Source organism: Erythrobacter sp. S267 (assembly GCF_057365045.1).
The window spans coordinates 408,449-421,180 of record NZ_CP200298.1 but is presented as its reverse complement, the minus strand read 5'-3'; the positions used below and the strand labels follow the sequence as shown (position 1 = coordinate 421,180).

Genomic DNA, 12,732 nt, shown 5'->3' with positions numbered 1-12,732 from the left:
TGGGGATCTGACACTATGAACCTTCACACACCCAATTCCGGCTTTTCCAAGCCCGATGGCGAGGGATCGGTCCAGGTCCAGCTCGACCCGAATGACAAGATCAAAGGCGCGAAGGTCTTCGCAGTCTATGGCAAGGGCGGGATCGGCAAATCGACAACCTCTTCAAACCTTTCCGCCGCGTTTTCAAAGCTGGGTCACAGGGTTTTGCAGATCGGCTGCGATCCCAAGCATGACAGCACCTTCACGCTGACCAAAAAGCTGATGCCAACTGTCATCGACGTGCTGGAAACTGTTGAATTCCATAGCGAAGAGCTACGGCCAGAGGACTATATGTTCGAAGGCTATAACGGCGTGATGTGCGTTGAGGCTGGTGGGCCGCCTGCGGGCACAGGCTGCGGCGGTTATGTCGTGGGGCAGACGGTGAAGCTGCTGAAACAGCACCACCTTCTCGAAGATACGGACGTCGTGATTTTCGACGTGCTGGGCGATGTAGTCTGCGGCGGGTTTGCTGCACCCCTGCAACACGCAGAGCGCGCTCTGGTTGTGGCCGCGAATGACTTCGACAGCATCTTCGCGATGAACCGCATCGTTGCGGCGATTGGCGCGAAGTCCAAGAATTACGACGTGCGCCTCGCTGGCGTGGTCGCCAACCGCTCAAGAGAGACCGACGAGATCGATCGCTTCTGCGACGAGATCGGTATGCAGCGCCTCGCCCACTTCCGCGATGTCGACGCGATCCGCCGCTCGCGCCTCAAGAAATGCACCCTGTTCGAAATGGAGGACAGCCCCGAGGTGAAGCAAGCGCAGGACGAATATCTGCGGCTCGCTGCGCAGCTTTGGGCCGGGGTCGAGCCGCAACCGGCAGAGGCGATGAAAGACCGCGACATCTTCGATTTTCTGGGGTTTGAGTGATGGCTACACGTTCACCTGATACCGGATTCACCGGAGCGGAATATGAGATCCGCCGTGAGGCGCTTGCGACCTATTTCGACTCCACCGCGAAACAGGCGTGGATCGACCTGACCTCGGACACGAAGGTCAGCGGTATTCGCGCAACCGTACGAGCCGGGCGCAAGCAGATGCGCAATATGCTGGTCAGCTGGCTGCCCGCTGATCTACGCCGCACACGGTTGCTGGATGCCGGTTGTGGCACAGGCGCGCTCGCCATCGACGCAGCCTGTCGCGGAGCGGATGTGACCGCTGTGGACGTCGCAGGCGGCCTAGTCGAAGTCGCCAAGGAACGCGCTCCCGGATTTATCGGCCACGGCAAGGTCCGCTGGCGCGCGGGCGACATGCTTGACGCGAGCCATGGTGAGTTTGCGCATGTCGTCGCGATGGACTCGCTGATCCACTACCAACTTGCTGATCTGGCCGATGCTCTGGAAGAGCTGAGCACGCGGACCTCTGGCTCGATCCTGTTCACCTTCGCTCCGCACACAAAGTTGCTGGGCGCGATGCATTCGGTGGGCAAAGTCTTCCCAAAAAGCGACCGCTCGCCCGCCATTGTTCCGATTGCCGAAGACGAACTGCGCGAACGCATCGCCGCTCGCCTTGATGGCTGGGCAATTGGCCGGACAGAGCGCGTTTCCTCCGGCTTCTACACCAGCCAGGCGCTGGAATTGGTGAGACGCGGATGAGCCAAAACCCTCGCCCTTCCTACCCCTTTGCCCGGATGCTCGTGGAGCTGCTTCCCTTTGCGGATGCGGCGAGCACGGAGCTGCCGCTGAGCCGACTGTTGCGACTTGCGCTGTTCCAGGTGAGCGTGGGGATGGCGATGGTGCTGCTTTCAGGCACACTCAACCGCGTGATGGTGGTTGAGCTGGGTACGCCGACTTGGCTTATCGCGGTTCTGATCGCGGTACCGATGGTGGTCGCGCCTTTCCGCGCGCTGATCGGGCACAAGTCAGACCGTCATGTATCCGCTCTGGGATGGAGGCGCGTGCCGTACATCTGGTTCGGCACGATGATGCAGTTTGGCGGTCTTGCGATCATGCCCTTCGCGCTGCTGCTGCTCGAACTTGAGGGCCGGTTTGAAATGGGCCTGATCGCTGCGGCTGTCGCCTTCCTGCTGACGGGCCTCGGTTTCCATGTGACGCAAACCGCTGGTCTTGCGCTTGCAACGGATCTCGCTCCTGAAGACAAACGCCCACGCGCTGTGGCGCTGCTTTATGTCATGCTGCTGGTCGGCATGATGCTCGCCGCTTTCGTGATCGGCGGGCTGCTGATTGATTTCTCTCCCACGCGGCTGGTGCAGGTAATCCAGGGCTCAGCGGTTCTGACCCTCGTCCTCAATGTGATCGCGCTTTGGAAACAAGAGGCCCGCGCGCCCGCCCGGACCAAGCCTGATCCTAACGCGCCCAGCTTTAGCGAACTGTGGAACGGTTTCGTGCGCGATGGCCGCAATGCGCGGCTGCTGACCGCGATCGGAATTGGCGCTGCGGGCTTTGCGATGCAGGACGCTCTGCTGGAGCCCTATGGCGGTGAGATTCTTGGCCTCTCCGTCGGAGCGACCACCGCGCTGACAGGCGCATGGGCGCTCGGTTCGCTGGTCGGTTTCATGTGGTCGGGACGCTCGCTCACCAAAGGCATGGACCCGCTGCGGATCGCAGGGCTTGGCCTTGTTGTGGGCCTCAACGCCTTTATCCTGGTGCTGTTCTCAGCGCCCTTCTCATCGCCCACGATGCTGTATGCCGGTTCGATGCTGATCGGCCTTGGCCTTGGCCTGTTCTCGGTCGGCACGTTGATCGAGGCGATGGCGCTCGCAAAAAGCGAGACCGCTGGCCTCGCGCTGGGCGCATGGGGCGCGGTGCAGGCCACCTGCGCTGGCGCTGGCATCGCTGTCGGCGGAGCCTTGCGCGACATCATCGCTTACTTCGCCATAAATGCTGACCCTTCTGCTGCGATTGCTACGCGTGCGACGGGCTACACCAGCGTTTATGTCATCGAAATCCTGCTGCTTCTTGCAGGTCTCGCCGCGATTGGACCGCTTGTCGGTCGCAACCGCACAAATTCCACCGACCAAGGGAACAAAGCAGACCAGCCGTTCGGCCTGCGGGAGTTCCCGACATGACCGCGCCAAATGGGGATAGCGCGGTCAATACCGCAAGGAGCGAGTGGCGTGTCCGCTCCTTTGCATCTGAGAGGAAAGTACCATGAATGCCATGAACCTACTGGGCAATGCGGCTTACATCGTCGGAGATTTCGACGTTGCTGAGCTGGCGATCCTGCTCTTCATCCTGTTCTTTGTCGGCCTCGTTATCTACCTCAACCGTGAAAGCCGCCGTGAAGGCTATCCGGTCGAGCATGAGCAAACCGGTATCGTGATGCGCGGTGCGCCGCTGTCCGATGGCGACAAGAAGACCTTCAAGCTGCCGCATGGCCGGGGCACTTATGTCCCGGAAGACGTGCCACGCGACGACATCAACATCCCGGCCAAGCAAGCCTTTGCTGGCATCGGCGCTCCGTTTGTGCCGACCGGCGATCCGATGAAAGATGGGCTTGGCCCAGCAGCCTATGCCAACCGTCAGGATTATCCAGACCTGACCATGGATGGCCGCCCACGCATCGTTCCGATTGGCGACGCGCATGAGATTGAGATTGCTCCGATGGACCGCGATCCTGTTGGTCTGCCGGTCTACTCAGCGGACAAGAAGCTGGCCGGAACCGTCAGCGATGTCTGGGTCGACCAGGCCGAGCATCTCATCCGCTATCTCGAAGTGACCACCAACTCGGGCAAGAAAGTGCTCGCGCCGATGGGTGTGTGCGCTGTGCAGGGCAAGGCATGGCTCGGCGGCCTAATCCCGATTGTCGATGATCAGACCGAACTGATCGACATCACCGCGATCAACGCCGACCAATTCGACGACACGCCTGCCATCGCCACTCCTGGCCAGATCACTCGTCTCGAAGAGGACAAGATCATGGCCTATTATGGCGGCGGCTACATGTACGCCAATGCGGAGCGTTCAGAGCCATGGCTGTAAACGACATTCTGCCCACCTCGCTTGAGGAAAGCGACGGCCCCACCGCCCATGGTGATCCCATGGGCACACCCGCTGCGGATGAGCGGGTGTTGTGGCGGGGGCGTCCGGACACCTCAATGCTGGCCCGCAGCGCATTTCATACACGCAAAGTGGGGCTGTACTTCCTCCTCCTGATCGGAGGGGCGGCGATGGTTGGCAATGTCAATGCAGCGATTGTCTGCACGATGCTGGGGCTCGCCGCGATGGCGATCCTGCATGTGCTCGCCTGGGTGAGCGTTCGCACGACGATGTACATCCTCACCGATGAGCGTCTGATCATGCGGATCGGGATGGCGTTGGAGACGCGGATCAACATTCCGTTGAAGCGGGTCACCTCAGCCAATCTGCGGATGCGCGACAAGACCCATGGCGACATTGCGCTGAAGATCGAGGGCGAGCGGCTGCTCGGCTACGCATTGCTGTGGCCGCATGTGCGCCCATGGCGGTTTAGCGAGCCAGAGCCGATGCTGCGCGCTTTGCCTGAGGCGGAGAAAGTCGCGGCGCTGGTCGCCGACGCATGTGCAAAAATGGCGCCTGCCGGTGCTGAGTTGACGCAGGTCAATGCGGACGAGGCTCAGCCTGACAACATGGCAGGTAAGCAGGTGAACGGCCCTGCTACCGCCGCTGACAGCAAGCCTGCCGCAGGGGCCTATGCCGACAATGACCTAAGGGGAGCGCCAGCATGATCGTACGCGAATATGAAGAGGACGAAGTCACCGTCCACAAGGTGCCGCTGATCATGGCCGGCCTCCTCATCGCGTCGGTGCTGGCATTGACTGTGTCGGTCAGTCTTGGCTTTGTTGAACGGCAAGCCATCCCCAGCGAAGCGCGGGCTGCGTCAGGGGCGCAGATGGTTGAGACACGCTCGCTCTACTTCTTCGATGATCCGGACGGCACAGTACGGATCGAAGACGCGGTAAGCGGCGAGGAAATCGCGAGCTTCGGCCCAGGCTATGGTGGCTTTGTCCGCACCAGCGCGCGCAGCCTTGTCCACAAGCGCCGCATCAACGGCATCGGGCGCGAGGTTCCGTTTGAGTTGGTCGCTTGGGACAATGGCGAACTGACGCTGATGGACCCGACCACCGATCAAACGGTCGAGCTGGCCTCCTTTGGCACCGGAAACCGCGCAACCTTTGCAGCTTTCCTGAAAGGCGGCGCGGCACAATGAATACGCTCGCTCAAACATATGACACAGGCGCCCGGGTGTTCGACACGCCCTGCACGATCACGGTCGAGCAGTCTCCCGAACACTTCCACGCCCATGTTGAATTGCCCGAAGAGATCGAGATGGAGCCGGGCGACAAGGTCCGCGTCCATGGCGATCCGATCTCGATCCCCTTCGGCAGCCGCGAAGTGTTTGAGCGTACCGCAACGGTCACACGGGCAGGCCCGATCAAGCGCGCGCTGATCCGCGCCGCCGCCTATTTCGACTTTGCCGAACTTTATGAAGTCAGCTTCAACGCTGGGAGGATCAAATGAACGCCCATACGGACATCAAAGCGCACGCCAATAAGGCCCCGGCGCCTGACCGCATGATGACCAGCGAGGAGGCCATGGGCCTCGCGACGCAGGAGACGATGCTGACGCCGCGGTTCTACACCACCGATTTCGACGCGCTCGATGCGATCGATGTGAGCCTAGTGCGTGAGGAGTGGGACCAGCTGATCGCCGATATGGTCGGCGATCCGAACAAGACCCACTTCCGTTACAAGGACGATTTCAAAGGCATCATCGAAGGGCTTGAGCCTGAACTGCGCGCGGAGTTCACCGATTTCCTCGTCAGCTCGATGACATCCGAATTTTCTGGCTGCGTGCTCTATGCAGAGATCGCCCGGCGGACCAAGAACCCGGATGTGAAGCAGCTGTTCAAACTGCTCGCCCGCGACGAAAGCCGCCATGCGGGCTTCATCAACGAAACGCTTAAGGATGCAGGTATTGGCGTCGACCTCGGCTTCCTGACGAAGACCAAGAAATACACCTATTTCCAGCCCAAATTCATCTGGTACGCGGTCTATCTGTCCGAAAAGATCGGCTACGCCCGCTACATCACGATCTACCGGCACCTCGCAGCCAATCCAGACAACAAGTTCCACCCGATCTTCGATTGGTTCGAAGAATGGTGCAATGACGAGTTCCGCCATGGCGAAGCCTTCGCGATGCTGATGCGCGCAGACCCCAAGCTGCTGGAAGGCGGCAACAAGCTATGGATCCGCTTCTTCCTGCTCTCGGTCTATGCGACGATGTATGTGCGCGACCACGCACGGCCGGTGTTCCACGCGGCGCTCGGCGTTGATCCGACCGAGTATGACTACAAGGTCTTTCAGGTCTGCAATCAGATCGCGCGCCAGGTCTTCCCGGTTGAGCTTGACATTGACGATCCCAAATTCCGCGCGCGCATGGAAGCCCTGCGCATCGCGGCAAACCGGATCGAGGATGGCAAAGCGCAAGGCGGCATTGGCGGTCTGCTGAAACGCGCCAGCGGCATGGCAGGCGCCGGTTACAACTTTGCCCGCATGTTCTTCATGCGTCCCAAGCCCAACACGCTGCCGCAATCCATCAGGCTCCACCCTGCATGGTAAGCTGGAGCGGCCATATTGTCCCGTTCATCGTAACGGTGGCCATCTGGTTCATGGCGACCGGGCTAATTGCCTGGGCGGACAATCGCGGCCATGCGACCTTCCGGCGCAGCATTACGCTGGGCGGGATCGGAGGCATTGCTGGCCTTGTCGCGATCCTGTTTGCTGCACAGGACGTCAGCGTTGGGGCGGTTTACGTCGCCTTTGTCGGCGCTCTGCTGGTTTGGGGCTGGCACGAGATCGGCTTTCTTACCGGAGCTGCTGCCGGTCCACGCCGCACCGCCTGCCCGCCCGGATCAAAGGGTCTGGACCGCTTTCTGCAAGCCAGCGCCACAGTGATCCATCACGAAGTCGCTTTGGCACTGACGGCGCTCATGCTGATCTCGCTGTCGTGGAACGCGCCCAATCAGATCGGAGCGATTGTCTTCGTACTGATGTTTGGCCTGCGCCTGTCGTCGAAGATCAATCTCTTCGTCGGCGTACCCAATTCGAGCACGGAAATGCTGCCTGCGCATCTCGACTATCTGAAGAGCTATTTTGGCCGCAATCGCATGACCTGGCTGCTCGCCGCCTCGATCCTTGCGATCCTCGCGCTGGGCGGTTGGTTCGCAAGCCTCGCCATGGCCGTGCCTGCTGGAAGCCCGGAGATGGTGGGCGCAAGCCTGCTTACCGCACTGTGCCTGTTGGGCGCGCTGGAACACCTCTTCCTCGCCCTACCGTTCCGCGACGGAATGCTGTGGGGCTGGGCGCTTCCCGAACGCGGGAACCGCCAGAATACCAAAACCAAAGAAAATCGCCTTGGGGGAAATACAAATGGACTTTGATGCCTATTTCGCAAGCGAACTGGACAGCGTTCGCGAAGAAGGTCGTTACCGCGTTTTCACCGACATCAAGCGGCATTGCGGCAAATTCCCGCACGCCACCCGCTTTGTCGAAGATGAGACGCGTGCGGTCACCGTTTGGTGCTCGAACGATTATCTCGGCATGGGCCAGCACCGCAAAGTAATCGACGCGATGCACGCAACATTGGACGAATGCGGAGCTGGCGCAGGGGGCACGCGCAATATCTCTGGCACCAACCATTACCACGTGGAACTGGAAGCCGAGCTCGCCGACCTCCACGGCAAGGAAGCCGCGCTGCTGTTCACCTCGGGCTATGTCTCGAACTGGGCGGGCCTCGGCACGCTCGCGAGCAAGATTCCGGGCTGCGTGGTGTTCTCCGACGCGCTCAATCACGCATCCATGATCGAAGGCATCCGCCATAGCCGCGCGCCCTACAAAATCTGGAAGCATAACGACGTCGAAGACCTCGACCGGATGCTGTCCGACTACGGCCCCGACGTGCCCAAACTGGTCGCGTTTGAGAGTGTCTATTCGATGGATGGCGACATCGCCCCGATCGCCGAGATTCTTGACGTGTGCGAGAAGCACGGCGCGATGAGCTATATCGACGAAGTGCACGCGGTTGGCCTCTACGGCCCGCGCGGCGGTGGCATTGCAGAGCGCGAAGGGCTGATGGATCGCATCACTGTGATCGAAGGCACGCTTGGCAAAGCGTTCGGCGTCATGGGCGGCTATATCGCGGCGAGCAAAGACCTCGTCGACTTCGTCCGCACGTTCGCCAGCGGCTTTATCTTCTCAACCGCCCTGCCCCCTGCTGTGGCAGCCGGCGCAGCGGCCAGTATCCGCCACTTGAAGGAAAGCAATCACGAGCGCGACCTGCAAAAGGAACGCGTGCGGGAAGTGCGACGCCAGCTCGACATGCTGGGCATCCCGCATCTCGACAATCCCAGCCACATCATCCCGGTGATGGTTGGCGATGCGAAGAAATGCAAAATGATCAGCGACTGGCTGATGGACAATCACGGCATCTATGTGCAGCCGATCAACTATCCAACGGTGCCAGTGGGCACTGAGCGGCTGCGCGTCACTCCGTCTCCGGTGCATGACACCGGCGACATCACCAGGCTCGTCAACGCGCTGAGCGAGATCTGGTCCCAATGCGAGCTTGCGCGCATGGCAACTGCGGCCTGATCCCTGCCAGCAGAAGCCTTCGCGCCAGCAAAAAGGGCGGCTTGGATGATCCAAGCCGCCCTTTTTAGTTTGCCGGTAAAGGCGTGTGCTTAGTCGTCGGTCGCTTCAAGATAGGCGATGACGTTGGCGCGGTCCTGCGGATCCTTCAGACCCGGATAGGCCATGCGGGTGCCCGGCATGTACTCACGCGGTGCTTCGAGATAATCGAACATGATCTCTGGCGTCCAGGTGAGGCCGCTATTCGCGTTGGCTTCTGAGTAGTTGAAGCCTTCGATCGAACCAGCTTCGCGGCCAATCACGCCGTAAAGCGACGGGCCAACGCCGTTCTTGCCTTCTTCAACGAGGTGGCAGGTGCGACACTGTGCAAACACGGTTTCACCAGCAGCTGCGTCACCAGTCAGGTCAGCGAAAGCCACATCTGCTGCGGGCGCAGGTGCTTCTTCGGCTGTTTCTTCAGCGACTTCTTCCGTGGTTTCTTCGGTTGCTGCCGTTTCTTCGCCAGCAGGCTTACCGCTGCCGCAAGCAGCGAGTGCCAGAAGGCCGGTCACCGCGACCGAGCTCATAACAATCTTACGCATAAGGAAATTCCCCTACTCAATGATCAAATCGCCACGCGCTCACGCCACATGGCCAATTAATGTCATCCCGCCCATAGTATGGCCGTTTGGGACCGGAACTTCAACCTTACGCCCGAGGGGTGGTTTCGTTCCGATCCCGGTGAGAAAAAACGATAAATGTCGGCCAATGGATGCAAATTTGCGGCTCGGCTGAGAATTCGATCCCACATTGCCAATTTGAAGGCGCGCGTTAAAGAGGCGGATATGAGTACACCAACGCCTGAAAGCGCACCCCAGAGCCCCCCTGAGACAACGATCGATGCAGGGCCAGACACGACACTTGACGGGGCCACAGAGACTGCGGCCAAGACACTGTCGCGGTGGCCTTGGCACGCCAAGCTTGTCCTTGGGCTCACAGTCTTCCTCCCGATCTACTTCATGAACGCGGCATTGGGTTCCAAGATTGGCCTTTGGGGCTGGCAAACGGGCCTTGTGGGCATGACCTTTAGCGGCGGGCCGTTCCTGCTCGGCATTCTGGCAGTGGTGGCGCTGATTTCGCTGCTACTCGGCGTGTTCCGCAAACCGCGTCGCAAGCGCGTGATCGGCGTTGCTGCCATGGGCCTGATCGTGCCGGCGGGGCTGGCGATTTTCGGCATGAGCGCTGCGAGCAAAGCGGGCGACAACCCGATCCATGACGTCGCCACTGACACGGCCAATCCGCCAATGTTCTCCGCCGAAACGATCGCTGCGCGGGCGGAGAGTGAGGCCAATCCTCTGAACGATTATCAGGTGCCGCTGGGCGAGATAGAGATGTATTCGCGCGCCGCGCCTGAGCTTGCGATCAAGAGCCACGCCCAGATCATCAACGACACCTATGCAGAGCTTTCTCCCTTGCCATTAGGCGGAGCGTCGCGCGCCGACGCAGTGGCCGCTGTGGCAGCCGCCATGGGCAATATGGGATTTGAGGACATCAGGACAGACGTCGAAGCGGGCCGAGTTGAAGGGGTCGCCGTCACCTTCTGGTATGGCTTTGAAGACGACGTCGTCGCCCGCATTGGCGAGCAGGAGATCGACTTCCGCTCAGTCAGCCGCGTCGGGCAAAGCGACCTTGGCGCCAATGCCGCTCGTATTGCTGAACTGCGCGAGCGTGTTGCCGAGCAAATCGGCCAAAGATAGTTTTGGGCGCTAAGACTTAGCGGAAAGAAATAACCGCCAGCGCGCTGCGCTGAATGACGGTCAACACGCACAGCCCTGCATAGGCATAGGCGATCAGGCCAAACCATGCGGGGAATAGGCACATAGCGATGAATACCGCGATGGTCTCTGCCCCTTCAGCGAGGCCCGTTGAGTAGAAGAAGCTCTTTGTCCCGTGCGCCTGCGTCTCCTCGCCCCGCTCCGCAGCGATGACGGCGAATGCGAGGAAGCTTACCCCTGTCAGCACAAAGCTCGCGACCAGAACCAGCGCAGGCAGTGTGTTCGCAGACGCCATGACGCCAAAGCCCAAGGGGACCGAGACGTAGAAGGCGAAGTCGGCGACGATGTCGAAATAGCCGCCCACAGCGGTCGGCTTGGAAGCGCGCGCAACAGCTCCATCCAAGCCATCGATCACGCGGTTGGCGATGATGAGCGCAAGGCCCAGCCACAGCTGTCCAAACGCAATCGCGACCGCCCCGCCCAGCCCCAGTGCCAGCCCCACAAAGGTCAGCATGTTCGCGGAGACACCCGCTCCTGCGAGCACGCGGCCCACGCGGTTGAGCGGCGGATCAATCAGCGGGCGCAGCTTTGCGTCAAGCACCGCTCACGCTCCCAAAAGTCACCAGCCCGATCCACGCACCGGTCATCGCGGTGGCAATATTGCCCGCAATCCAGCTCTTGATCCCCAGCCCCGCCGCATCGCCGCGCCGCTCTGGGCACAAGGTTCCGATGGTGGAGACAAGCAGCCCAACGCTGGCGAGATTGGCGACGCCGCACAGGGCATAGGTGACGATCAGCAGGCTGCGTTCGCTCAGGGTTCCCTCCGGCAGAGCGGCCAGCTCCAGATAGGCGACATATTCGTTCAGGATCGCCTTGGTCCCCATCAAGCCGCCAGCCGCCTGAGCCTCTGCCCAGGGAACGCCGATCAGCCACATGAAGGGCGCGAAGACCCACCCGAAGATGCGCTTCAGGGTCAGCGGCTCATCCCCGACAAGCGGCAGCAGCGCCAGCACTTGGTCGGACAGCGAAACCAGCGCGAACACCACAATGATGATCGCGATGACGGCCAGAAACAGCTGCATCCCGTCCATCGTCCCTTTGACAATCGCATCGATGCTGGATTCGTATTTGAGGCCTTCTTCCTGATCGTCTGCTTCGGTCGCTTCGTCCTCCTCCTCGCCCGGCACCATCAGCTTGGCGATCAGCAAAGCGGCCGGGAGCGATACGAGCGAGGCGGAAATCATATGACCGACCGCATCAGGCACAGTCTCACGAAGGGTCGTCGCATAAAGGATCAGGATCGCACCGCTGATCGTCGCCATGGCAAGGACCATGACCTGAAACAGCTCCGCCCGGCTCATCTTCGCGAAGTAAGCGCGCACCACCAGCGGACTCTCGACCACGCCCAGGAACATATTCGCCCCTCCCGACAGGCCAACCACGCCGCTGACGCCCAAGGTTCGCCGCAGCAGGAAGGACAGACCGTTCACCAGCCATCTCAGCACGCCCCAGTGCCACAGCAGGGCAGCGAGCGCGGAGAAGACGATCACCAGCGGCAAGATCTGGAACGCGATGATGAGCGGAGGCTGCGCGCCCCCTTTCAGCTCGAACGGCAGGTCCGCACCTCCGAGGTATCCGAACATGTAGGCCGAGCCATCCAATGTCGCGCGCTCAATCGCGGCAACAGCCTCATTGGCCAATGTCACCACGTCCCAAACAAACGGCACCCGCACGATCAAAAGCGCCAACCCTGCTTGCAAAGCCAGCGCGCCTGCGATCCAGCGCCATCCGGGTGCGCGCGAGCGGTTCTCACTCAAGCCCCAAGCGAGCGTGAGCAGCACGGCGATCCCTAGAACTCCGCGCAGCTGATCGAAAATTTCCAAGTAGGGCTCTCCTGGTTAGGTTCAGCCGTCCTTCTTGCTGAAAACGCGGTCGAGCGCCAGCGTGTCGAGCTCACGCAAAGCGATCAGCGCCAGTGCCGCGCCCGCGACTGTCAGCGATGGAAAGAACAGGATGTTGGCCTGCTCAGGGTCCTCAAACAGATAGCGTCCGAACGGGTCGAGGAAGTGCCGCCAGATCGGGATAGCTCCTCCCACAAGGATCAGCGCCGAGCCGATCAGCGTGTATTTGCGAAAGAGCCCAAGCACGACCAGCACGCCCAGCGCCACTTCGCTCCAACCGAAGATCAACTGAAACGTCTCTTGCGAGGCGAGGCCCGCGTAATACTTATCGGCAAGGCCCGGTCCCATGCCGCCGATAACCCGGACAAGCCCCCAGACAATCAGCAGCGCGCCCGTGCCGACGCGCATGATGAGCAGTGAAATCGAAGTCAGCATTTCAGAATTCTCC

Annotated in this window: 15 protein-coding genes; 11 read left to right on the top strand and 4 right to left on the bottom strand. The window is 60.8% G+C overall.

Annotated features, from left to right (window positions below):
- Positions 1-15: 15 nt before the first annotated feature.
- The 10 genes from bchL (at position 16) to hemA (ending at position 8,632) form a co-directional block, all read left to right on the top strand.
- Positions 16-912 (top strand): ferredoxin:protochlorophyllide reductase (ATP-dependent) iron-sulfur ATP-binding protein, encoded by an 897-nt coding sequence (gene bchL, locus AC0V6X_RS01765; RefSeq protein WP_486182876.1) that lies wholly within the window; start codon positions 16-18, stop codon positions 910-912.
- Positions 912-1,637 (top strand): magnesium protoporphyrin IX methyltransferase, encoded by a 726-nt coding sequence (gene bchM / locus AC0V6X_RS01760; protein WP_486182875.1) that lies wholly within the window; start codon positions 912-914, stop codon positions 1,635-1,637. The genes bchL and bchM overlap by 1 nt, the downstream gene beginning before the upstream one ends.
- Positions 1,634-3,070 (top strand): BCD family MFS transporter, encoded by a 1,437-nt coding sequence (locus AC0V6X_RS01755; protein ID WP_486182874.1) that lies wholly within the window; start codon positions 1,634-1,636, stop codon positions 3,068-3,070. Before bchM ends, AC0V6X_RS01755 begins: the two co-directional genes overlap by 4 nt.
- An 82-nt stretch (positions 3,071-3,152) precedes the next feature.
- Positions 3,153-3,983, top strand: a complete 831-nt coding sequence (gene puhA / locus AC0V6X_RS01750; protein WP_486182873.1) for a photosynthetic reaction center subunit H — start codon at positions 3,153-3,155, stop codon at positions 3,981-3,983.
- On the top strand, positions 3,974-4,708 hold the full coding sequence (puhB, locus tag AC0V6X_RS01745; RefSeq protein WP_486182872.1) for a photosynthetic complex putative assembly protein PuhB: 735 nt from the start codon (positions 3,974-3,976) through the stop codon (positions 4,706-4,708). The genes puhA and puhB overlap by 10 nt, the downstream gene beginning before the upstream one ends.
- Entirely contained in the window at positions 4,705-5,190 is a 486-nt protein-coding gene (gene puhC / locus AC0V6X_RS01740) for a photosynthetic complex assembly protein PuhC (RefSeq protein WP_486182871.1), read from the top strand. The genes puhB and puhC overlap by 4 nt, the downstream gene beginning before the upstream one ends.
- Positions 5,187-5,501 carry a hypothetical protein gene (locus AC0V6X_RS01735; protein WP_486182870.1) on the top strand — a complete coding sequence of 105 codons (315 nt, stop codon included), beginning with the start codon at positions 5,187-5,189 and terminating at the stop codon, positions 5,499-5,501. The genes puhC and AC0V6X_RS01735 overlap by 4 nt, the downstream gene beginning before the upstream one ends.
- Positions 5,498-6,601: a magnesium-protoporphyrin IX monomethyl ester (oxidative) cyclase gene (gene acsF, locus AC0V6X_RS01730; RefSeq protein WP_486182869.1), complete on the top strand. Its 1,104-nt coding sequence runs from the start codon at positions 5,498-5,500 to the stop codon at positions 6,599-6,601. Before AC0V6X_RS01735 ends, acsF begins: the two co-directional genes overlap by 4 nt.
- Positions 6,595-7,422: a putative photosynthetic complex assembly protein PuhE gene (gene puhE, locus AC0V6X_RS01725; RefSeq protein ID WP_486182868.1), complete on the top strand. Its 828-nt coding sequence runs from the start codon at positions 6,595-6,597 to the stop codon at positions 7,420-7,422. The genes acsF and puhE overlap by 7 nt, the downstream gene beginning before the upstream one ends.
- Positions 7,412-8,632, top strand: coding sequence for a 5-aminolevulinate synthase (gene hemA / locus AC0V6X_RS01720; RefSeq protein ID WP_486182867.1), 1,221 nt, complete (start codon positions 7,412-7,414; stop codon positions 8,630-8,632). Before puhE ends, hemA begins: the two co-directional genes overlap by 11 nt.
- A gap of 89 nt (positions 8,633-8,721) precedes the next feature.
- On the opposite strand, the gene AC0V6X_RS01715 is transcribed toward hemA, so the two are convergent.
- On the bottom strand, positions 8,722-9,210 hold the full coding sequence (locus AC0V6X_RS01715; protein WP_486182866.1) for a c-type cytochrome: 489 nt from the start codon (positions 9,208-9,210) through the stop codon (positions 8,722-8,724).
- 243 nt (positions 9,211-9,453) lie between these two features.
- On the opposite strand from AC0V6X_RS01715, the gene AC0V6X_RS01710 reads away from it, so the two are divergent.
- Positions 9,454-10,365: a DUF1499 domain-containing protein gene (locus tag AC0V6X_RS01710; RefSeq protein ID WP_486182865.1), complete on the top strand. Its 912-nt coding sequence runs from the start codon at positions 9,454-9,456 to the stop codon at positions 10,363-10,365.
- A 16-nt stretch (positions 10,366-10,381) separates the two neighbouring features.
- On the opposite strand, the gene AC0V6X_RS01705 is transcribed toward AC0V6X_RS01710, so the two are convergent.
- From AC0V6X_RS01705 to AC0V6X_RS01695, 3 genes are read right to left on the bottom strand one after another with little or no spacing between them, the layout of a single operon-like run.
- Positions 10,382-10,984, bottom strand: coding sequence for a CDP-alcohol phosphatidyltransferase family protein (locus tag AC0V6X_RS01705; RefSeq protein ID WP_486182864.1), 603 nt, complete (start codon positions 10,982-10,984; stop codon positions 10,382-10,384).
- The gene (locus AC0V6X_RS01700; RefSeq protein ID WP_486182863.1) at positions 10,977-12,266 is read right to left on the bottom strand and encodes a NupC/NupG family nucleoside CNT transporter; all 1,290 of its coding nucleotides are present in this window, start codon (positions 12,264-12,266) and stop codon (positions 10,977-10,979) included. The genes AC0V6X_RS01705 and AC0V6X_RS01700 overlap by 8 nt, the downstream gene beginning before the upstream one ends.
- A gap of 21 nt (positions 12,267-12,287) precedes the next feature.
- Entirely contained in the window at positions 12,288-12,719 is a 432-nt protein-coding gene (locus AC0V6X_RS01695; RefSeq protein WP_486182862.1) for a hypothetical protein, read from the bottom strand.
- Positions 12,720-12,732 lie beyond the last annotated feature (13 nt).